Annotated in this window: 20 protein-coding genes and 1 pseudogene; 2 read left to right on the top strand and 19 right to left on the bottom strand. The window is 43.0% G+C overall.

Annotated elements, in window-relative coordinates; genetic code table 11:
• The first annotated feature begins 11 nt into the window (after positions 1-11).
• Positions 12-731: a glucosamine-6-phosphate deaminase gene (nagB, locus tag H8S51_RS08595; protein WP_117919258.1), complete on the top strand. Its 720-nt coding sequence runs from the start codon at positions 12-14 to the stop codon at positions 729-731.
• Between the two features lie 111 nt (positions 732-842).
• Here nagB and H8S51_RS08590 read toward each other — a convergent pair whose 3' ends face one another.
• The 9 genes from H8S51_RS08590 to H8S51_RS08550 form a co-directional block, all read right to left on the bottom strand.
• Positions 843-1,802: an ROK family protein gene (locus H8S51_RS08590; protein ID WP_117919256.1), complete on the bottom strand. Its 960-nt coding sequence runs from the start codon at positions 1,800-1,802 to the stop codon at positions 843-845.
• Positions 1,795-2,694: a MurR/RpiR family transcriptional regulator gene (locus H8S51_RS08585; protein ID WP_117919254.1), complete on the bottom strand. Its 900-nt coding sequence runs from the start codon at positions 2,692-2,694 to the stop codon at positions 1,795-1,797. The genes H8S51_RS08590 and H8S51_RS08585 overlap by 8 nt, the downstream gene beginning before the upstream one ends.
• A gap of 96 nt (positions 2,695-2,790) precedes the next feature.
• Positions 2,791-4,107, bottom strand: coding sequence for an FAD-dependent oxidoreductase (locus H8S51_RS08580; protein ID WP_015560674.1), 1,317 nt, complete (start codon positions 4,105-4,107; stop codon positions 2,791-2,793).
• A complete protein-coding gene (locus H8S51_RS08575; RefSeq protein WP_241070977.1) occupies positions 4,091-4,771 on the bottom strand; it encodes a hypothetical protein in 681 nt (226 codons plus the stop codon). Before H8S51_RS08575 ends, H8S51_RS08580 begins: the two co-directional genes overlap by 17 nt.
• Positions 4,772-4,775: 4 nt before the next feature.
• On the bottom strand, positions 4,776-6,926 hold the full coding sequence (locus tag H8S51_RS08570) for a hydantoinase/oxoprolinase family protein (RefSeq protein ID WP_118208962.1): 2,151 nt from the start codon (positions 6,924-6,926) through the stop codon (positions 4,776-4,778).
• Between the two features lie 36 nt (positions 6,927-6,962).
• Positions 6,963-8,240 (bottom strand): transporter, encoded by a 1,278-nt coding sequence (locus H8S51_RS08565; protein ID WP_118208963.1) that lies wholly within the window; start codon positions 8,238-8,240, stop codon positions 6,963-6,965.
• Between the two features lie 2 nt (positions 8,241-8,242).
• Positions 8,243-8,941, bottom strand: coding sequence for an N-acetylmannosamine-6-phosphate 2-epimerase (locus H8S51_RS08560; RefSeq protein WP_015520595.1), 699 nt, complete (start codon positions 8,939-8,941; stop codon positions 8,243-8,245).
• A 279-nt stretch (positions 8,942-9,220) separates the two neighbouring features.
• A complete protein-coding gene (locus tag H8S51_RS08555; protein ID WP_015520593.1) occupies positions 9,221-9,715 on the bottom strand; it encodes a QueT transporter family protein in 495 nt (164 codons plus the stop codon).
• Positions 9,716-9,851: 136 nt separating this feature from the next.
• A complete protein-coding gene (locus tag H8S51_RS08550) occupies positions 9,852-10,298 on the bottom strand; it encodes a S24/S26 family peptidase (protein WP_186899560.1) in 447 nt (148 codons plus the stop codon).
• 127 nt (positions 10,299-10,425) lie between these two features.
• Here H8S51_RS08550 and H8S51_RS08545 point away from each other — a divergent pair, with 127 nt between their 5' ends.
• The gene (locus H8S51_RS08545; protein ID WP_186899559.1) at positions 10,426-11,619 is read left to right on the top strand and encodes a PqqD family protein; all 1,194 of its coding nucleotides are present in this window, start codon (positions 10,426-10,428) and stop codon (positions 11,617-11,619) included.
• Positions 11,620-11,630: 11 nt separating this feature from the next.
• On the opposite strand, the gene H8S51_RS08540 is transcribed toward H8S51_RS08545, so the two are convergent.
• From H8S51_RS08540 to H8S51_RS08495, 10 genes and pseudogenes are all read right to left on the bottom strand, one after another.
• Positions 11,631-13,397, bottom strand: a complete 1,767-nt coding sequence (locus tag H8S51_RS08540) for an ABC transporter ATP-binding protein (protein WP_117919239.1) — start codon at positions 13,395-13,397, stop codon at positions 11,631-11,633.
• Positions 13,398-13,535: 138 nt separating this feature from the next.
• Positions 13,536-13,841, bottom strand: coding sequence for a hypothetical protein (locus H8S51_RS08535; protein WP_241070976.1), 306 nt, complete (start codon positions 13,839-13,841; stop codon positions 13,536-13,538).
• 106 nt (positions 13,842-13,947) lie between these two features.
• Positions 13,948-14,328 (bottom strand): hypothetical protein, encoded by a 381-nt coding sequence (locus H8S51_RS08530; RefSeq protein ID WP_117919237.1) that lies wholly within the window; start codon positions 14,326-14,328, stop codon positions 13,948-13,950.
• Positions 14,329-14,435: 107 nt separating this feature from the next.
• Positions 14,436-14,552: pseudogene (locus H8S51_RS18425) on the bottom strand (glycosyltransferase); the annotation flags it as partial.
• 60 nt (positions 14,553-14,612) lie between these two features.
• Complete coding sequence (locus tag H8S51_RS08520) at positions 14,613-16,034, bottom strand: DUF4832 domain-containing protein (protein WP_186899558.1); 1,422 nt, start codon at positions 16,032-16,034, stop codon at positions 14,613-14,615.
• Positions 16,035-16,048: 14 nt separating this feature from the next.
• Positions 16,049-17,314 carry a nucleotidyltransferase domain-containing protein gene (locus H8S51_RS08515; protein WP_118208969.1) on the bottom strand — a complete coding sequence of 422 codons (1,266 nt, stop codon included), beginning with the start codon at positions 17,312-17,314 and terminating at the stop codon, positions 16,049-16,051.
• Positions 17,298-18,842, bottom strand: a complete 1,545-nt coding sequence (locus tag H8S51_RS08510) for a lipopolysaccharide biosynthesis protein (RefSeq protein WP_186899557.1) — start codon at positions 18,840-18,842, stop codon at positions 17,298-17,300. The genes H8S51_RS08515 and H8S51_RS08510 overlap by 17 nt, the downstream gene beginning before the upstream one ends.
• 42 nt (positions 18,843-18,884) lie before the next feature.
• Positions 18,885-19,871 carry a glycosyltransferase family 2 protein gene (locus H8S51_RS08505; RefSeq protein WP_241070975.1) on the bottom strand — a complete coding sequence of 329 codons (987 nt, stop codon included), beginning with the start codon at positions 19,869-19,871 and terminating at the stop codon, positions 18,885-18,887.
• An 18-nt stretch (positions 19,872-19,889) separates the two neighbouring features.
• Positions 19,890-21,128, bottom strand: a complete 1,239-nt coding sequence (locus tag H8S51_RS08500) for a DUF4874 domain-containing protein (protein WP_186899556.1) — start codon at positions 21,126-21,128, stop codon at positions 19,890-19,892.
• Positions 21,103-21,900 (bottom strand): glycosyltransferase family 2 protein, encoded by a 798-nt coding sequence (locus H8S51_RS08495; protein ID WP_118209041.1) that lies wholly within the window; start codon positions 21,898-21,900, stop codon positions 21,103-21,105. Before H8S51_RS08495 ends, H8S51_RS08500 begins: the two co-directional genes overlap by 26 nt.
• Positions 21,901-21,907 lie beyond the last annotated feature (7 nt).

The following is a 21,907-nucleotide window of genomic DNA, read 5'->3' as shown; positions in this document are numbered from 1 at the left end:
GAAATTATCACATGAACATTTATAAGGAAAAAGACTATGCCGCCGTAAGCCGCCGAGCTGCAAATATCATTTCCGCACAGATCATCCAGAAACCAGACAGCGTCCTTGGGCTGGCAACCGGTTCTTCACCGATTGGTACTTATGATCAGCTCATTGAATGGTATCAAAAGGGGGATCTTGACTTTTCAAAAGTATCAACCATAAATCTTGACGAATATTTAGGACTTGCTGCCAACGATCCGAACAGTTACCACTATTTTATGAATAAACATCTGTTCTCTAAAGTCAACATTAATGCAGAAAAGGTTCATCTGCCAGATGGAACCGCTTTGGATATCGAGACTGAATGTAACACTTATGATTCCATGATAGGATCTTTAGGCGGCATTGACTTACAGCTTCTTGGGCTCGGTCATAATGGACACATCGGTTTTAACGAGCCGTCCGATTCCTATACCGCAGGCACACATCTCGTTCACTTATCCCAAAACACCATTGAGGCAAATGCAAGATTATTTTCCAGCATTAATGACGTTCCCCGCAAGGCAATCACAATGGGAATCAGAAGTATCATGTTTGCAAAACGCATCCTTTTAGTTGTAAGTGGTGCTGATAAAGCCGACGCACTTTACAAGACAATCTATGGTCCGATCACACCACAGGTTCCGGCTTCCATCTTACAGCTCCATCCAAATGTTTCCATCGTTGCAGATGAAGCAGCTCTTAGATAACGATAAATTCTTACAAAACATAATCGCGTGAGCCAAAACTCATTATTTCGGCTCACGCGATTAATTCATGACAATAGAATGTTCGCAGAGCGTGCATTCTATTGTTTTATGCTACAGAATATTCTGTTGTATACAATAATATACTGCTCCAATCAAGCCTGCATCATTTCCAAGTTCAGCCGCCTTTAGTTCAAGATGCTTCACAAAATGAGGCATACATCTTGCCATCACTTTTTCCCTCAGACGGTCAATAAACAGCTCCTTTTGTGCCGAGACTCCCCCACCAATCAAAATCAGTTCGGGATTAAAGATATGAACCAGTCCGACCAGACCGGAGGCAATGTCATCGATCCAGGAATCAAGCAGTTCCAACATTGCAGTGCTGCCCTTTTCTGCTTCCGAAAAAATAAATCTTCCGTCCAGTTCCTGTTCTTCCGGAAGTATTATCTTCCCGCAGGATGCCGCATCTCTGACTCTGCGAATCAGAGCAGTGGTTGAACCATAATGCTCCATACAGCCATGATTGCCACACGAACACAGCTCACCATCACTGTTTATCACAATATGTCCGATCTCACCGGCAAGACCATTTGCGCCCAGAAGGATCTTAGAATCTACAATGATTCCACCTCCAACACCAGTCCCAACCGTCATTACAATAACATTCCGACGGTCTGCTGCAGCTCCGATCCACATTTCTCCAAGAGCCGCCGCATTGGCATCGTTCAATACCGTCGTCGGGAGATGAAACATTTTTTCCATCTCCTCTTTGATCCGGCTTCCTTCCCAGTTTTGAATATGCCCTGCTGATCCGATGACAACACCATTTACCGTATCAATGCCGCCGGTAGCCGACACACCAATTCCCGCCAGCTCCTGTTCCGTCACCTCGTGTTCCGCAAGAAACAATTTCATACTTTTTAAAACTGTCTTAAGAATCGGTGTCTCATACCTGTCAAATGCAACATCGTAAGCCTCACTATACCGGATTACACCCTGTTCATCTACAAGCCCAAGTTTTACGGATGTACCACCTATATCCACACCCAAATATGTTTTTCCGTTACTCATTCCGGATTTTCTCCTTTTTTACATCTTCCATTGCACCCTTATGTTTTCCTTGTATGGCAGATAAAGTCTCTTTATATTTCTGTGCCTTAAAATACGAATCATTTGCAAAATAATACGAATACAAAATATCGATCATGACCAGAATCGAAAACTGTGGTGAAATTTTCGTACCTGTATCCAGGTTTTTCAGATAGGCAACCCTTAACACTTCATCACATCTTGCCGCCGTCTCCGGTGCCGGATTCGCAGTGATAAAGATTACTTTTGCATTTCTGCTTTTTGCGATGCGGATACTTTCCACAATCTCTCTCGTCGTTCCACTGAGAGAAATTGCAATGACAAGCATCCTCTCCTCAACCAGTGCTGCACTCATCTGTATCATCTGTGAATCTGTTACCGCAGTCACATCCAGTCCGATCCTCATAAAACGGAGCTGAAATTCCTCTGCGACATTGCCGGAACTTCCCATTCCATAGACAAACACACGCCGGCTTACATTTAACAGTCCGGCAATCCGGCGGATCTGGTTCTCATCAAGCAATTTAAAATTTTCCTGCAGCAGCTTCTGATAACTGCTCTGTACCTTCTTGGTAAACAGACTGATATCTTTCTCACTGACTGTTCCATTTTTTTCCTCTTTTAAGTCCTTTTCGTATGCAAAAATAAATTCACGGTATCCCTTAAATCCACATTTTTTTGCAAAGCGTGACAATGTTGCCTCGGATACATAGAGCAGTGCTGATATCCGCTTGGATGAAAAATCTGTCAGCTCCTCATTATTTAGAAAATAATTGGCAATCGTGTGCTCTACCTGCGTCATATCCGACTGCGCAGCCTCAATCTGGCCTTTCGTCTCATTCTGGTTAAAAATTATATATCTGCTATTCTTCAAGGTTCCATCACCTGTTCCTGTTTTATTACAATAATGTTCCCATTATATTCTTTTTTCACGCAAAACACAAACAATCTGTGAGGACAACGGTATCCATTATATCAAATTTTTCCCCTCAAACTTACTCAGTGCAGTCTGCTTTGTATGTGCATCCGCACATGCCTTTCCTGCCGCATCTCCCATATCAATCACCGTCGGCTGGATACGGATACTCGCCTGAGCCAGAAATGTTGTAGAAATACATCTGCCGATTGTTAACAGATTGTCGACCTGCTCATTGATAAGACACCGGTATGGAATCTCATAGTATTCTCCCCTCTGATACTTCTCCATATGGACAAGTCCTTTCGTTGCAGAGTGTACATCAATATACCAGTCTCCTTTTGCCACCGCATCTTCGAATCTGGCTCTCTTTATGTAATCGTCTTCACTCAGCACATATTTTCCGACAATACGGTAGGATTCCCGGACACCGAGTGCTGATGCTTCCCGAATCAGATACGCATGTTCAAATCCCGGCATACATGCCTTTAAAAATGAAACCAGCCGGAAGATCATCTGATGTCCTTCCGTTACAGCTCTGCTCCGTGCCCACACATCGGTATTCTTCTTCATACTACTGATATGCGGACAGTTAAATGTCATACAACCCGGCTGATCTGGAATGGAAAAACACTGGTAGTAAACGAGATCTTCCTCTTTCAGATATCCAAGTTCCACCCCTTTTCGAAAAACCGGTTCAAGTTTAAAATTCTTATTCCGCACCATTGCAGATTCAAAAAAGTATCCTTTTACCAGCGGAGAAAATTCATCATTTAAAGACAAACAGTATGCCCGGTATTTTTCGACATCAATGCCACCCATCTCAAAACGCAGCGATGTCATCTGGTTATTTCCGTTCTCATCCCCGGCGGTATATGCTACTCCCGCCATTCTTGAAAGAACCGCATCCCCGGTGGCGTCAACAAATTGTTCTGCCTCTATCGCATATACACCTTCCTCAGTCGTCACAAAAATCTTTTCAATTTTCTGATCTTTTACCTGACAGTCGGTCAGCACTGCATCATATAATATCCCGCCTCCATATTCCAGAAACATCTCCTCTAACACAAGTGCTTTTGCCTCTGCTGTGGAATGTACATATTCCATAATGCCATCTCTGGTAGTGACCCCTTTTTCTTTCAGGCGTCTCTCAATCTCATGAAATATCTCTCCATGTTCAACAAAAGACTCCATCATCGGATTCACCAGCGCATTGACAGCCGCCCCGCCAAGTGCAAGGCTTTTTTCCACGATCAAAACCCTGTTTCCTTCTTTTGCCGCACGGATTCCCGCTGCCGCCCCGGCAGTGCCACCGCCAACTACAACTGTGTCGTAGTTTCCAATCACCTTTATTTTATCCCATTGATACATTCTGTTTTCCACCCTCATTTTTCCGTAATCGTTCTTCTGCTTCCTGCATCCGTTCCCGCAATGTCTCTTCCGGCAATATGCCTTCCGACAGCATTACCATATAATCTGTCATCTGTGGAAGAATCTCACTCTTCATATATCTTCCCGCAAAACTGTGTGCAGCGATCTCGCTGACTGTTGTAAGCGGTCTTTGCACCGTACCAAAAATCGTCTTTTTCTGCACAGGATCAAGCCGCATACCGACTTTCCCAAGCGTTGTAAATTCCAGAAAATGATAAAACTCATGCGCAAGATGCAGCTTTATGAGCCACTGTTCCCCTGTCTCCACTCCGTTTTCCTTCAGAATCTGTTGCTTTCTGCGCAGATCCGGCATAAAAAGTTCAATCTTTTTTTCCTTCCCGCCACAGGTGATCTGCGCCCATACCTCATAGTTTTGCCCATGATGTGTAAATTCCCGTTCATCCTGCAGAATGGCAACACCGGAATTCACCAGTATTGCCATAATATCCGCATCTTTATACTGCTCAAATGCCTCCTGTCCGCATGCGATCGCTTCCGTCACATAATCCCTGCATTTCTCCTTCGGGATACAGGGTGCCAGCCGGTCATTCATCAGTTCCATCATCGCATATTGTTCTTCTGTTATTGATTTAAGATCATACATTGTCTCAATCCTTTGCAGCGACTGCAATAATTTCCTGATCATCCTCAACAAATTCCAGTTCCATCTCAGCTAGACCGAGCAGCTGCTCTTTGTTTAAGACACCACTTAAATCACTCATTTTCTGACCAAAAAATAAGTACGTTTTCGGCAATGTCGCACCAGCGTCCGTATACTGTGTCATACTGTCCACAAATTCCATGAAATCTGTTCCAATCTGATCTTTGTGAAATACTCCAATTTTTGCAATATTTTTCTGAAGACGTATAACGCCTTCCTCATCGATCATGCGCACCAGTTTTTTCTTTGATTTAAATAATCCTAGAAAGCCGCCTTTTGCCACATTTACATAGTACGCATGCCATCTTCCTGCCGCTGCTGCCCGCTCAACCATATCTGTCGTTGTCTTCTCGGCATCCGCTAAAATCTGCTTCTGTTCTTCCTCCGAGATGGTCTTTGCATTGCGGTCCTTGGTACGCAGCTCTGTCGCTCCTGTTGCGATCGCTCTTAAAATATTTTTCTGGCTGTCGATTTCAATCGAAATATCAACCGTTGCTGCATCTGCGCCTGCCCTGGTGATCACTTCCATAATATCATGGCGGATTTTACGGATATCCTCATCCGTAGGGTTTGCAACATTTCGCTCCATCTGCTCACGCACAAGTGCCAGAGAGACACCGATCGTAGAAATGTACGGTGCATTTTCCGCAATCTTATGCCGGATTCCCATTTTTTCTCCCAAATATGGTACGACAACCGACGCCGAACCACCACCACCGACCAGACAGATCAGGTTCGGATTCAGATTATAATCTGCAATCAGTTGTTTTACAATCTCGCCAACTTTCGTCATCGCAATATCCATTGCCTGACGGCACAGTTCTTCCACCGTGCTCCCCGTCATAGATGCCAATGCCCCCCATGCGATCTTCGCTGATTCCACATTTCCGGCAGCATAGTCATCCGCCGGCACATAACCCAGAATATTTGCGGCACCTGCCAGTGTAAGCGCATAGCTCTCGCCATTTGCACAGGCAACAACCGCATAATCCGATGTATCGTCCTCGCGCGGTGCGATCAGCTCTATCTTTGGATTCTTCATCTTATCGGTGTCAGTAAAGACCTCATACTCTTTCTCTGCGATATGTGCGGATCTTGGTCCGACATCTGCGATCTTACCTCCACGCACCACGATCATACTGCCTCCGGCAATTCCAAGTGTACGCACATCCAAAGAAGTCAGATATAACTTTCTTCCCCCGATCTGTGCATTTTTGATCATAACCTTGCCATCTTTGATCGCTGAAATATCGGTCGATGTTCCACCTGCCTCAAGGAAAATGCCATCTGTCAGTTTTTCATACATCAGTGCTCCTGCCACACCTGCTGCCAGGCCGGATAGCATCGTAAGAATCGGTCTCTTCCGCACCTCATCGATACTCATGACGCCGCCATCACAGCGCATGATCATCAGCGGTTTTTTAATACCGGAATCTTTTACCGCATTTTCCGTCATGTTGGCAGTCTCCATCATTTTGGGGATCAATGCCGCATTGACTGCTGCTGTCCTCGTCCTCGCCTGCAGTCCGTAAAGCTGGGAGATCTCATGTCCACCTGTAGCGACCAGTCCTTCTTTTACCGCCAGGCCAATAACTTTCTGCTCATTTTCCGGATTATCAACAGAGTAACTCTCCGAAGCCACGATCACCTCCACATTTTTCAGTTTCAGTGCATCGATTGCCTCTTTTACAGCCTCATCGGTAAGTGAGGCTGCATCTATAAATTCATGCTCTGTATATAAATATTTTCCCGGTGCCAGCTCGATATTTCCGACTGTCGTCTCCTTGCGGGAACGTTCTGCCTCCATACCACTTCCCATGCCAACAATACCAACACGTGCCACATCTCCCTCTAACAGGGCATTGGTTGCCTGTGTGGTTCCATGTGCGATAAATATAACATTATCCGGAGAAATTCCATTTTTTGTGAGTACCGTATTGATCGCCTCAATGATTCCCTGCGCCACACCGCGCTCGGCATGATGTGTCGTCGGCACTTTTTCTTTTGCAATGACCTCATAGGTCTCATTATCTACGACTACGGCATCCGTAAATGTTCCTCCGACATCGATTCCGATCCTTACCTTTCTGTTATCCATATGTGAAACATACCCTCCTTGAATGATCCTTACTGTTTAGAATAATGCTACTGCTGCGTAAATCAAGATTCCAAGTGCCATTACCATGGTGTATGGAAGTGTTGATTTCAAAATATCATTAACATCGACTTTTGCATAATCTGCTACGATGACATTCTGTGTGTTTGTCGGGTCTGATACACACTGTACCACGCTGGTACTACGAAGTGCCATACCAACTGCTGGTGCACTCAGTTTTCCTGCTGTCAGGAAAATATTTGCGAGACCAGAGCCAAGACCGTACATATTTAACGGTCCACGATACAGAGCCAGTGGAGAAAGAACTGTAAAAATTACAATGTACATAATCGGGTTTGATGGAAGAATCACACTAATGATTGGCTGCATCAGAGCAGATGTTTTCTGTGCTGCCACTCCATTTAAAAGAATTCCAATACCAATCATCAGACCGATGACTCCTGCCACATCCTTAATTCCCTCTACCATGGAGCTTGAAAGAACCTGAATACTTGAAGACGGCTTCGTAATTAATGCTGTTACAATAATTGCTACCACCAAGCTTGTCTCCGCATTCCACTTAAAGAAAAATACCAGTACGATAGGAAGAAGCGGCATCAGCATGGCAACCGGATTAACCTTTTTAGAGTTGGTTCCAGCATTCATTGCCCATGTACTTCTGACTGTCTTTTTATTTACATTGATTAAAATATATGCAACCGTCACAACCGCACAGATCAGTCCCATCACGATGGAAGATGTTTTAATAACCTCCATATCCATTCCAATGGTATCTACATAAATCTGGTACTGCGATACATTAAAAAGAAGTCCAATGTTTAATCCAAAAAGTACGAGACTTGCTGCCACGATCGGCTCAATTCCCGCAGACAGTAACAGCGGAATTGCAATCTGAGCGACCATAATAACAGGACCTGCACCACTCATAGCAGTAAAGATCAGTGCCGTTGCAGCAGTCAGTGCCAAAGCGATCATAACCGGCTTATCCCCTGCCAGCTCTGCTGCCTTACGGATAATGGCATCTGAAATTCCCTCTTTCTGAATTACTTTTGCAAAAATTGCACCAAATACGGTAACAATAATGGTGCTCGCAAGACGGGATGCTCCACCTGCAATTACATAAGAAGTAATACTCTGTGTTTCTGCATCACTTGATATAAATGGAACTCCTGCTACTACTGCGATTAAAATTCCCATACATGGAAGTGCTAAAATCGCTGGCATCTTTTTTGTCATCATAAGAGCAACTCCCGCTAAGAAGATTGCCAAAATTACTATTACCTGTAACGTCTGCATACCTATTCTCCTCCTTCAATCAGTGCATTTGTAAACTTTTTCGTGATGAGCTGCGGTCTTGTAATCGCCCCACCCACAACGACACTATAACATCCAAGTTCAACTACTCGTCTGGCTTTCTGCGGCACATCGATATTTCCCTCAGCAATTACCGGATGATGTACCTGTTTTAATATCTTGCGTATAATTTCAAAATCATTCTGTTCAATTTTGTCATTTACGCTGTACGGCGTATATCCCACAAGTGTTGTTCCAATAAAATCAAATCCAATTTCATCTGCAAATAATGCTTCCTCCACCGTTGAACAGTCTGCCATAAATTTTTGATCCGGATATTTTTCTTTCACTTTTTCAAAAAATTCTTTCAGATAAGTTCCATCTGGTCTGATGCGCTTTGTTGCATCCACTGCAATAATTTCTGGTTTTATCTCCATCAATGCATCTACCTCTTTTAAGGTCGGTGTAATATATACTTCTGAATTGTCATACACCTCCTTGATAATACCGATGATTGGAAGTGAAACATTCTTTCTTATCTCAAGAATATCTTCTACCGTATTTGCCCGAATTCCTGCTGCTCCACCCTCATATGCGGCTTTGGCCATCCGCCCCATAATAAATGATGAATGTAAAGGTTCATCTTCTAGTGCCTGACACGATACAATCAGCTTGCTTCGCAAATTCTCAAACTGCGCTTCCATTCTCTTACTCCTTTCACATCACCTTTGGGATCCTCTGTGATATAAATTTTATACCCCGAATTTCCGGTTTTTTCAACGATTTTACCCGATACTGAATCTACTTTCCTTCAAAATTGATATTTTTTGTTTTTGCGAAACTTCTTTCACAAAATTCTTTCAAAATTCCGGTTTCTTTTGTACACTTTTGCACAAACATCAGAAGAAGGTTCATCAAAATTGACAAAAAAAGAGTACTGATCACAAGCTGCACTTATAATCAGTACTCCTTTTCTGCCCTCACTAATCTTCGTTTTTAAAGATCACACTGCGGTAATTATTTAACACTTTATATAAGATCATACCTAACACATAGCAGGAAATCACTTCGCCGATTCCGACAGTCAACATAAAGAATGGGATCGTCCCCTCTGCCATGTACACATATGCCAGAACAAACGGTACAATGATCGTATTTGCCACGATCGGTGGTAACGGAGCCAGCCATTTGTGCTTTCTTAACGCATAAGTTCCACATGCCCCGATCAGTGTCGCAAGACTGCCAAACACAACATCAAGCGGCATGCAGCCGGTGAGCAGATTGCTGAGCAGGCATCCTATAAAAAGTCCCGGAATAGCTGCCGGTGTAAATACTGGTAAAATGGTAAGTGCCTCGGAAATCCTGACCTGAATTGCGCCGGAAGCAAGATTGAATGCACTGATAAAATAAGTCAGTACAACATAGATAGCTGCGATAAGTGCAGCTTGCACGATAAGTAATACTTTTTTGTTTCTCATTTGTTTCTCCTTTAGTTTTGTTTTACGAGTGGAAGGTCTCGAACACTCGATATTACTGCAACTTCCTGAGTCTAACATAACTTTTGGAAAAAAGCAACACCCCGGCAGAAACATTTGCTTTTTTTATATATTTTATTTATTTTTGTATAAATTTATTTATATGCAGCTTTCGCACCCATGCAGTAAATGACCAAAATATCCCTCTCACCGGTCGCAGCAGCAGCCACATACCTGATAAAATTACATAAAATGGATTTTTCACGCTGATGCGGTGTCCATTTCTTACAAATGCAGTTAGAATCCCCTTTATCTGGTCTTCCTGCACCGGTCCTTCTATCTCCATCTGATTATCACCGACCATATAAAACTGACCATCCCTGCATTTTACGACACGGTGTAAAACCAGGATACTTCCTTTTCTGCGATATAACACGACATCTGCACGCCGAATTTTTTTTACATCTGCCTTTTTTATGACTGCAGCATCCCGCCCCGGTACAAACATCGGGTACATACTATATCCTTCGGGATAAATCTGTATTACTTCCCCCGCTTCTAATAACTGCTCGATATCGTACTTCATTACATTCCCCCCGTTAAAATCACTCCGTCTTTTTTAATTTCATGACATCCGGAAATATTGTAGCATTTCCATTTTGCTAATGCTATAATATTTCCAATTCATTTTCATGTAAAGGAGCCGCAGCCATATGAAAATATCTGACGGATTTTTTAAAACAACACTTTCCTCTGTTCCCTATGTTCTTCCCTATGGGCAGAAAATTGCTGACCATGCCCGTTCTCTGCGTCTGAATGAGTCTGGTGCCCTTTTATGGGACACTCTCTCCACCGGTGCGGATAAAAGCACACTTTTGTCAATCATGAAAAACTACTATAATGCAGATGAAACTATGCTGCCACAGTTCGAATCTGACTTGGACAGTTATCTTTCCACCTTAAAAAAACTTGGCATGCTTTCTGACAATACACTGACACAAACTGCCTGCCCGGATCATGTCTGGACCGGCAATACTTTTCCTGCACTTTTTTCCGACAATCACGCACTTAAATATTTTAAGATCGGTACTCTCTGCTTCTCATGGTCCGGTCCGGATGTTTTGTTTGACACTTATTTTAAAGATTTTTCCTGCGAAGCCGCTGTGGCTGATCAGGCCATTCTGGTACAGACCGGAAAGCCGTCGGGGCTTTTAGAAGGAACACTGCTGCTTAGTACTGCCGAGCTTACTATCTTCGACGTTACAGACACTTACCGTTTTGTCTTTGGCACCCACTGGGGTATTCATGAAATGCGTGTAAAAAAAGACGGTTCCGCCGCCGTCCTCTACTGCACCGACGACTACACCACAAACCACGCAGATGATATCTTTCATGCACTGCGTTTTGCTTTCCTGATTGTTGCAGCATGGCATGACCTTTTTGTCCTGCATTCGGTTTCCATATTATATCAGGGCAAAGCCTGGCTCTTTTCCGGCAGTTCCGGCACCGGCAAATCCACACATGCAGACCTCTGGATGAATCAGTACCAGACTCCGGTTTTAAACGGAGATCTGAACATCCTTGGCATAAAAAACGGAATGCCTTGCGTATACGGTCTGCCCTGGTGTGGAACCTCTGAAATATACACCACCACGACCTATCCACTTGGCGGCATTGTATTTTTAAAGCAGGCTCCTTTTAACCGTGTCGATTTTCTCTCTCTGGATGAACAGGCACTTTGTCTGGTGCAGCGCATGATCTCTCCGACCTGGACAAAAGATCTGGTGCTAAAAAGCCTTGCATTTGCAGAAAAACTTGCCCCGCTGACACGGATTCTCCGGTTGAACTGTACCAAAGATCCCGAAGCTGCAGCCGTCATGAAAGCAGCTATCGATTTGTCTGTCTGAGCTGTTTTCTTTTAAAAATCATCCATCATTTTCTGTACTTCCTGTGTTGTCAGCACGACACACTTCTGCTCACGGATACCATACACTCTCTCACATACTGATAATACTGTCGGACGGTGTGTGGTCACAATGCAGGTGCGCGGCTCATCTGTCTGCATAATATTTTTCAAAACCTTTCGCTCTGTTGCAACATCAAGTGCACTTGTTGCCTCATCTAAAAGCAAGATCGGCGCATGGCGAAGCAGTGCCCTTGCGATGGAAAGGCGCTGCGCCTGTCCCTCTGAAAATCCTCCTCCCCGCTCTCCTACTCTGCTGTATATTCCATCCGGCAGTTTCTGCACAAACTCCCATGCGCAGGCTGCTATAAGGACCTCTCTGATTTCATCATCCGTAGCGTCCGGTCTGACGTTGCGCATATTCTCTGCAATTGTTCCGGAAAACATTGTATTTCCCTGTGGTACATAAGAAAAAAGCCGACGTGCTGCTGGTGTGATTGCAAGTACTTCTCCTGTTTTCTCTCCCACCAGATCCTCCGCACCTCCTTGTATATGTAACAGAGCAAGCATGATACGTAAAAGTGTTGTTTTTCCTTCACCGGAAGGTCCCACTAACGCAACGATCTCGTGTGGATGTGCTTCAAAATCCGCTTCTGTAAATACTCTTGTTCCATTGTGGTAGGTATAAGACATCTTAGAAAAACAAAGACCGATACCACGCTCCCTGTTCTCCTCATAAAATTTTTCTACACGTTCTGCATCCGAATAATCTTCTTTCGGCATTCCAAGGATATCCATCAGCCTTCCCGCAGATGTGGTCAGTGAAATTGCCGTCGGTACCAGCGACACAAGCTGATTTAATGTTCCTGTCAGCGAACCGGATAAAGATAAAAACATCGTCATAGTACCATAGGAAATCGCACCACTCCAGACACGGTAAATACCAAATCCATAACAGCTATATGACACTGCAAGCCCGACAACCGATAATAAGATCGAAGTTGCCATGGACATTTTCTGGAACTCTAATTTCATGCTAAGGTATTCTTTCTGCAGACCGCGCAGCCGTTCTCCGTAGAGACGCACCAGATCAAATGCTTTGATCGTCTGTATATTAGAAAATGCTTCCTGGTTAAATCCTGACATCTTCGCATTCATGGCTGCACTTTTTTCATTATTGCCCTTCATGCGTTTTAAGATCCGTTTCGACATAAGCATGCTGACCGGCATGCCAAGCATGGCAAGCAGTGCAAACATCGGATCATTGTAAAAGACAAGTGCAAATGTACTGATGAATCGCACCGTATAGATGACCAGATTTGGAATCCAGCTTAAAATACCATTCGAAATGTTGGAGGCATCAGAATTCCAGCGTGTCAGAAGATCACCCGTATGATACTTCTGGATCTCTTCAAGATCCGTCACAAGCATTTTATCAAAAATATCTGCTTTGATATCATTGTCCACACTGATACTGATCTTATTGGAAAAATAACTTGTAACCTGTGAGATCAGCATATTTCCTATGGAAAATCCGATATACAGACAGAATGTACGCACTAAAAGTCCTGCCTGCTGTCCAGTGATAATATCGACCATATCCCTTGAGATCAGACTTGATATCAGTGAAATGACCGTTCCCGACAGACCAAGAAGGGTATAAAAAATCATCTGTTTCCAGTACTTTCTCGCATACTCATAGATCCAGACAGTTTCCCGCCACATATCTTTTAATACGCCCTCTTTGATCCTTTTATGATAATGTCTCAGACTGTCTAACATAATAATCTCCATTTCATTCCGTTCCCGGTTATTATAACAAATCTGTACCACGAAAAAAAGAGGTTACCACATGGATATGTGTCAGATAATCGCCCAAACACATGCCATATGATAACCCTGTTCTGATTTCTATATGCTCTACATAGACCAATCCGTTACCGTATCATCCGGTCCGTATCCTTTCTTTTCCCATGTTGGCTTACGGTTTCCATTATCGGTATCATAGCTTCCAGCGTATCCGGAATCCACGTAATGTGTCTTAAGTCCACAAGCTGAAGCTGTATTAGCCGGACATCCCAGACATCCGAACTGCTGCCTGTAACCTCTGGTACCCCCATTCCATGAAGAATAGTCCGGTGCCTGCCAGTTGCCGTTCATATACTGGCTGTCACATTTTATGCCGCTTGCTACATGGTCGTTTGCACCACCGCTTGCAAGATACACGCCTTCTGCCGTATCCTAATATGCGATGATCGTTGGTCTTTCATATCTGTTGATTACTTCTATATTCCTCAGTTCATTTATTATTTTATCTTACCGGATCTGTCCCTTAGTCTGTAATACTTACCCCTGTAATTGCAAGACCTGCATCTGACTGTACGACCAGATCGCCAAACCCAATATTATCCGTCGGATTCTGATGATATCCCAAAGCAATGCAAAGGGAACTTGTTCCGTCACCTGATGTACATCCTGTACCACCGGATACATAACTGACCGGCTGGTTAAACGAAATGTTCAACTGCTGTGCTTCCCTGGTATGATCTGCATCATGTTTACCATTAACCTGAATGCGGTAATCTCCTCTTCCGTCCTGCGGAGTCTGATGTATATAAGCAGATGCTGTATAACATCCTGCCCCACTTGCCAGATACACCCCTTCTGCAAGTTCATCACTGGTAACTAACATCGGTTTCATATACTCTCTCATATGAACTTCCCTCTCCCTGTTTTTAGTCTTATTCTATAATTTTACCCATATCCGTCTGTACTGTCAAGCATCACCACACGTCTTTTTTCTCCCAAAATCGACTTTTTAATGATCTCCACATCTTCTCCACCCGGCAGCAGAGATTCAATGCACCTTGTCATGTAACTTTCAGAGTTATAGCATGGAACTACAAAGCTAAGATATATTTTTCTGTTCTCTGTCATAATTTTTCCTTCCTTTCACAGTTTATCTTACGGAAAAACTCAAACAAAATCGGAACCATTTTACGATTCGAGTAAAATGGTTCCGATCTTATATCCTTCATTTTCTATTTTCTGTTCATTGGCAAATGTGATAAAACTGCCGTCTGCTGTATCACGCAGTGCAAAATACACACTGTAGCATCCCTTTTTTACTCCCCGAAGCGGTACACTGACAGAAAAGCTCTCTTTTCTGTCTGCTTCATTTTCTCCCAAAAGCGATCTGACATCTCCTGATGGACTTTCCTCATAAATCGTCTGTCCGTTCTCATCTTTCACAAGAAGTACCGGCTCATATTCTTTATAGACCGGTGCAAAACCGACATTTTGCAATGCCACTGTGATCTCTGCCGTATCTTCCCAGAAGTCATGCTGCATGGAAACTTCTGACAACAGCAGACGATAGCCTAAATGTCTGCGTATATACGAAAGGCCATCCATACCATCAAAACAATCCTCTGTCTGCACCTTAGATGATGCCCATTTTTCCAATACGGCTTCATCATAATCCTCATTCAGATAGGTCACATGCATGGTTTTCAGATCCGCAATGGCATGCTCGAAATCATTGTATCCGTTGTCAATAATGACCTCCCCGCCATTTGGCACACGTGAACATAACTTTTCCTGAAATGCAAGTTCTTCACTGCGGTTCCATGCCTGATCCACCCCGGCTTCTGCAGCACTCTTCTCCCCATAAGTTCCGCAGTCATTGCCGCTTCCTAACATTCCGTCATTGAACAGTCCCAGCATGTCATATAAAGGATCATTCGGACCATTTTTTCTGGAAACGTCTGCACTTTCCATGATCTTCCTCCACTGTACCGGTGTTCGCACAGCAAGATACATCTGACCATTTGTCGATTGTACAAGCTGTTTTGCAAGCTGCTGCAAAGAATCCGTTTCTGCATATTTTGTTCCATTCAGTTCCCCCCAGTTGCCGACAAAAAGCCCCTGTAGTGTAAAAACAGAATCCCTGTATTTTGCCAATACCTCTCCTGTCTGCTGCATATGTTTTAACACAATGTCAATACTCTGTGGCTCATACTTTTCATTTTCTCCATTCCAGTCATACAAAAAACGTACGATCCAGTGTACTTTTGCAGCCGACATCGCCTGAAACAGTTTTTCTATATTTTGCAGACCTTCTTTTGATATCTCTTTTTCCCGATATTCCCTTAAATTGATCTGCACCATGGCAAGTGCATGATCTGAATCTTTTTCCATCTGTGTGTCTAACTGTTCCCCCATATCCACCGGTTCGTCCGATATCAAAAACCCATAAATATGATAAAAACCCCGGTCCGGATTCCATATTTCCTCTGAAGATTCCGTAAAATTTTCTTCCGTCAGCATTACTTTCCAGTGAAAATAGTCATGTACTCCGGCAATAATCCCGGCAATCACAAGCACAAACAGAATGAAAAACAGTAATTTTTTTCTCATTCTACTCCTCTTTTTTAGTCCATTTCAAACAGTTTCATTTTTGTTACCAGACGGCTCCGTTTTTTTGCATTTTTTAAGATAGCTATGCTCGATATTCCGCGAAGTTTCCGGTTACGGTATACAAATCCGAAGAATGTCCTTACCCACAAAATGGGATAAAGTATTTTATACCTTCCGGCTTTCGGATGGCTTAAATGCATCTGATGATGGAACTCCCGGATATAATCCATCCATCCAGTCCCCCTCATGGCTACCATCCGCTCCGGGGCCGCCTCACCAAACTCTTCAGATTCCATGATCTCTGTAAAAAATTCTTTCAGGTAAGATTCATCCTTCATACCGTCAGCTTCGCCCTGATTTTTGAGAAACTCCACCTTTTGTTCTGATAATCCCAGATATCTGATACAAAATTCCGTAACGACACATGCAAAATTTAAAATTCCGCATTCCCGGACCAGATTTAAAAATATCTTATCTTCCTCTGCCGTACATCCATGTTCCCAGAACACAACCCAGTCACATAAAAGTTTTAATCCAAACCCCGAACGCAGAAAATGCTGAAGCATATGTAACAGCAGATAAAATGCCTGATACGGTGGTGATGTCAGGAAAAAATCCACCCCCATCACATTTTCCGTAACTCTGTTTTCAAAGAAAGTCTTCTGACATTTTTTCATAAAAGCGTTCACTTCCTGTGAATCAAATGGCTCCACCAGCGCACTATGCAGTTCCAGGCGAATCCCTTCCTGACTTATATAAGTAAGATGATGATTTTCCTGATGACCACCTTCCGCCATAAAACCATGCGCTAACAGATAACTGCCCGCTTTCTGCGCCGTCTGTTCATCCTCAAATAAAAGATCAACATCCCCTGATTTACGCAGTTCCGGCACCGGATAAAGTCCTGCTATACCGCTTCCCTTCAGTAAGATCGTATGCATCCCTGCATCCTCCAAAAGTCCGGTCACATACCTGCTCATAAACAGCAGGCGATAAGACTGCCCTACAGTCTGTATACTTTTCTCTTCCACCCTTTTCCAGTCTTCCCCGTTTTCAGGCAGGATGTCTTCCAATACATCATATAAAAGCGGCAGCACACGATGGTTATCCGCTATCGAAAGAATGCTTTTCCAGTCTGTTTTCTGTTGTTTTATCTTTTCACATTTTTGTTTTATATCTGCCGGATTATCCTCATGCAACTCTGCATGCAGAGCTGCATCCAGAAGGCTGCACAATATAAGTTCTTTTTCTTCATTTTTTTCTTCATTTTTTTCTTCCATCGTTCCACCTCTTCTTCCAGATAGCAAGTGCCTTTCTCTTTACAATCCCAAATTCTTTTGTACGGCAAAAACATAAAAGCATCACAAGATGTGGCACTACCGCACAAATGAAAAGTCTTTTCAAAAATACAACAATGACACTGCCGCCTGAAAATGCACATATCCTGTCTGTTCCATACCATGTCAATCCTGTCACTGCTGCATAGATCACATAACGGACAAAGAATGAAGATACTTTCGCATGCAGTCTTTGCCGGTACAGAACATATGGCTCCACCCATACAGATGTGAGCATGGTAGAGAGAAACGTTCCTGCAAATACTCCAAATGTTCCTGCCTTCCATACCAGAATTACCGAAATGACAAGGTTTAACACTGCTTCTACCAATGCTTTATACCTGTCAAACCAGAACAATCCAAGTGAATCTCTGAATGTCAGTACCGCTTTTCTCGTTCCATTGATATAGAAATTGATGCATAAGATCAAAACCACAGGCATCTGAAACAAATACTGCTTTCCAAATGTGAGTTCCACAAATGGATTTAACAATTCATACAGACAGATCGCAGCGAATCCATAAAGCCAGTTTCCGATAAAAAAAGCCGTCTCAAAAATACTCTTTACTCTTTTTTCGTCTTCCGTTGCCCCAAGATTTCCGACACTCGCTGTGATTCCCTGAAAAATCTGATCCAGCACCTGTCTGACTGATCCGATCAAAAGGTAATAATTTGAATAAATACCTACACTGACAACCCCCACAAAGGAGGAAATAAGCAGGTTATCTGTATTATTGACCACTACATTTCCAAGTTTATGCATCAGCATGGCTTTTATATTGCGGAATATATCTTTTCTCTCTTCTTCCGGCAGTTTTTCTTTTGTTTTCTCTTTCAGATAGGGATACATCCGATCCGCCTTCAACGAGATACAGATATTTGAAAGCAGTGTACAGACAATATAAATGATCAGGAATAATATAAAATTGTGTGTTGTAAGTAAAATGAGGATCTGACAGATATCCTGCAAAATCAGAAAAGCCGTCTGATATAAAAGAACGATATAGTTCAACTGATGCACTTCGATCAATGTTCTTTTATATACCAGCAGATACGATACGACCGAATTTGCCAGATATAAAAAATAAATAAGCATCAGATGATCCACATCCGGCCGGTTTTTCATAAGAATATCAAAGAAAGGGACGATCGACAGTCCTAACACTGCCACACAGCCTGCTGTAATACGGTAGAATGTCTGAAACATCCGCATCAGAATCTGCTGTCTTTTGATATCCCCCTGCGCGATCGGGCGATAGAGCGCATAACTGATCGCCGTCTCCACACCAAGTTCTGTCAGTGAGAGTACATTTAAGATATCTGTGAAAAGTCCGTTGATTCCGACATAACTTTCACTGAGTGTATGTGTAAATACCACACGTGTCACAAATCCCATCAGGATCGCAGCGATTCTTGAGATCATTGCAACCATGGTATTCATGGTAGAATATTCTGTTCTGCTCTTTTCCATCTGTATTCTCACCTCTCTCCTATTTTCACAAAATGTGCCCGGTTATTCAGATTCCACACCGTGCAGTAACCGGTAGACTGCGCCAAATGCCCTTACGCTGACACTGATCATACAGGCGCTTCCCTTTAAATGAAGTGAAACCTTTTTATCCATAAGATACTGGGGCAGTTTTTGTCTGACATATTTTTTTATTTTTCTGCAGTCAGCGGCAACATAATTACCGTTCCGGCTCATTGCAGCAGCCATCCCCATCAGATCAAACAGATAGTGGTTTTCAAATAATTTTTTATACTGTGGATACCTGCGTGAATACATCCTGCAGTAATCCTCAAACATCATCATTGCCTTCTGGTATGTTCTGTCATATCCACAATTGCATACACCTGATTTTCTCTGCATATAATAATATTTCGTTTTTGTTCCGCATACGATTCTGCCACATTGCTCTAGTACCCGGCAGAACATCTCATAATCTTCCGCAAAAGACAGTTCCGTTGAAAAACGGATTCCGTCAAGAACCTCCCGTCGAAACAGTTTATTCCAGACATAGGCACGCAGATAGCATCTCTCATGCAAAACACCAAGTGCTTCTCTTCCGTTTAAACAGACCACATTTCTTGGACTTTCAAACCTTTTTTCCACACCGGAATCATATTTGTACCATCCGGAACATGTGGCGATCTGTGCTTTATATGTTTTTAAAAGCCCGGTCAGGTAGGTATACATATCCGGATCTAATACATCATCCGCATCAACAAATGCAATATATGCACCTGTTGCCTCCTTCAGACCTTTATTTCTCGCACCAGACACTCCTTTATTTTTTTCGTGATATACTTTTATACGCGCATCTGCACCCTGGAGCCTGTCACATATCTCTGCAGAACCGTCATTAGATCCATCATCGATCAAAAGTATCTCCAGATCCGGATATGTCTGACCCATAATACTCTGCACACAGCTTTCCAGATAATTTTTCACATTATATACCGGCACGATCACACTGATCTTGTCTGTCTTTTTTGTCATGTTTTTCATACTCCCTTTTTATCTGAGATATAGCTGTTCTCCTGCCCCCTCATTTGCAAAACGTATCTCCGCTTTTCCTCTGCATCTTGTCAGCTTCAGATAATATTTTTCCTTTCCATCCTGCAATCCTGACAGTGGAAATATAATTTTTGCTGTTTCATGTCCGGATAATGTCCGGATATCATAATCTGCCGTATAAACATCTTCTGTTCCGTCCATATTTTCCTTAACCAATGCAAGTTCTGCTTTATCACAGATATTGGAAAATCCGGTATTGGCTATCTCAATTTCTATTCTGTCTGTATAAAATACAGCTTTCTCTGCCACAAAACGATATCCCAGGTGTGCACCAATATACTGGTAGAAACTGCCCCATTCCCCATATTCCATCTGTTTCCATTGGTCTAATATCTGCCCCTCATAAATGCTGTTGAGATATGTAACCCGCAAATCTTTCAGCGAAAGCAGCATTTCTTTCACAGGTGCCTCCTGCCCAAAAAGCACTTCCCCACCAAACGGAACCAATCCACATGTTTCCCGCATATAAACCAGTTCATCTTCAATGCACCAGTCCTCTGTCCACACACTGTCATCACGATGCTTCTGTCCAAAGGTCCCCATATGATTTTCTGAGCCAAAGATCGCATCATCAAATACTCCAGGCGCCAATTCGCCATCCTCTCCTGCCACTGCCATACGGCAGAAAGACGGTTTTCTGAGTGCGATCTTAATGTCCGGTCCTATCGCCTCTCTCCACGCTGCATAGAGTTTCCTGATGTATTCCTGATCCAGAAACTTAGATCCATGCATTTCCCCCCAGTTACCGATAAATAATCCCTGTGTTACAAAGATATCATCCTCATGTGCACGCACAACCGCTCCCATCTGCCTCATATGTGTTAAAATCATGGAAAACAACGTCGGTTCCCGTTCCATTCCTTTCCCCTTTGTGTCATACAAGACACGCAAAATGACCTCTTTCCCGTAACAGTGAAAACATTTTAAAATTTCATCAGCATACGCAAGTGCTTCTTGCGGAAGCTCTTTTCCCCGATATGCCCCGATGTCAAATCGTACCAGCACCAGTGTCTCGTCATCCCAGAAAGGCTGATATAAAAGCCCATCCGTATCTCTCTTATCCAGTGTAAATGTGTAAATATGATACCATCCTCTGCCCGGATTTGCACATTCTTTTCTGCTCTCTTCCGGGAATCTTACTGTAAAATGTTTTTTATTTCTGTTCTTCCAGAAAAACATCTTCTTTCCCTGCCCCCGCATCAATTTTTAGTACTTTTACACGGAATACTACTCCGATAATTGAAAACACCATACGAAACATGTAAATAACCGGTTTCAGTCCGGAATGCATACTGACCCCCGTCTGCCTGTTATGCATGACTGCCGGTATCTCTTCCACCTTAAATCCAAGCAGCAGCATCTGAATGATCATATTTGCATCCGGATATTTATCATCAAAATGCTTGTATTTCGAATAATATAAAAATGCCTTCCGGCTAAGTCCCTGCAGTCCGGTTGTCGGATCATATATATGACGTCCTGTCGTCATTTTGATCATCTTACGGAACAGCGCATATGCCAGTTTTTTTGTCATGGAAACCGGAAAATCAGAACTTTCCTCCATAAATCTTGATCCAAGCACAATGTCCGGATATCTGCCATCCGCATCCTTCTGCCGGAGTCTCTCATAAATTTGGGGAATATTGCATACATCATGCTGTCCGTCTGCATCCATCTGTATCACATACTTATATTTCCTTCGTATCGCATACTTATAACCGAGCTGTAAGGCACTGCCGTAACCAAGGTTAAACACGTGCGTAACTAACGTATGTCCATGCGCCTTTACCACCCAGTTTGTTGAATCCGAAGATGCATCATTCATAACAAGAATATCGGCAATAGACGCTATTTCCGGCTTTTCAAGTTCACAGAGCACTGCTTCGATATTCTTTTCCTCATTGTATGCAGGCATAATAATCAATAACTCTTTTTGCTTTTTCATTTCCATTCCAATC

Origin of the sequence: Roseburia rectibacter (assembly GCF_014287515.2) — a bacterium.
Taxonomy (GTDB): domain Bacteria; phylum Bacillota; class Clostridia; order Lachnospirales; family Lachnospiraceae; genus Roseburia; species Roseburia rectibacter.
The sequence above is the reverse complement of the archived record's forward strand: the minus strand, read 5'-3'. Positions and strand labels throughout refer to the sequence as shown.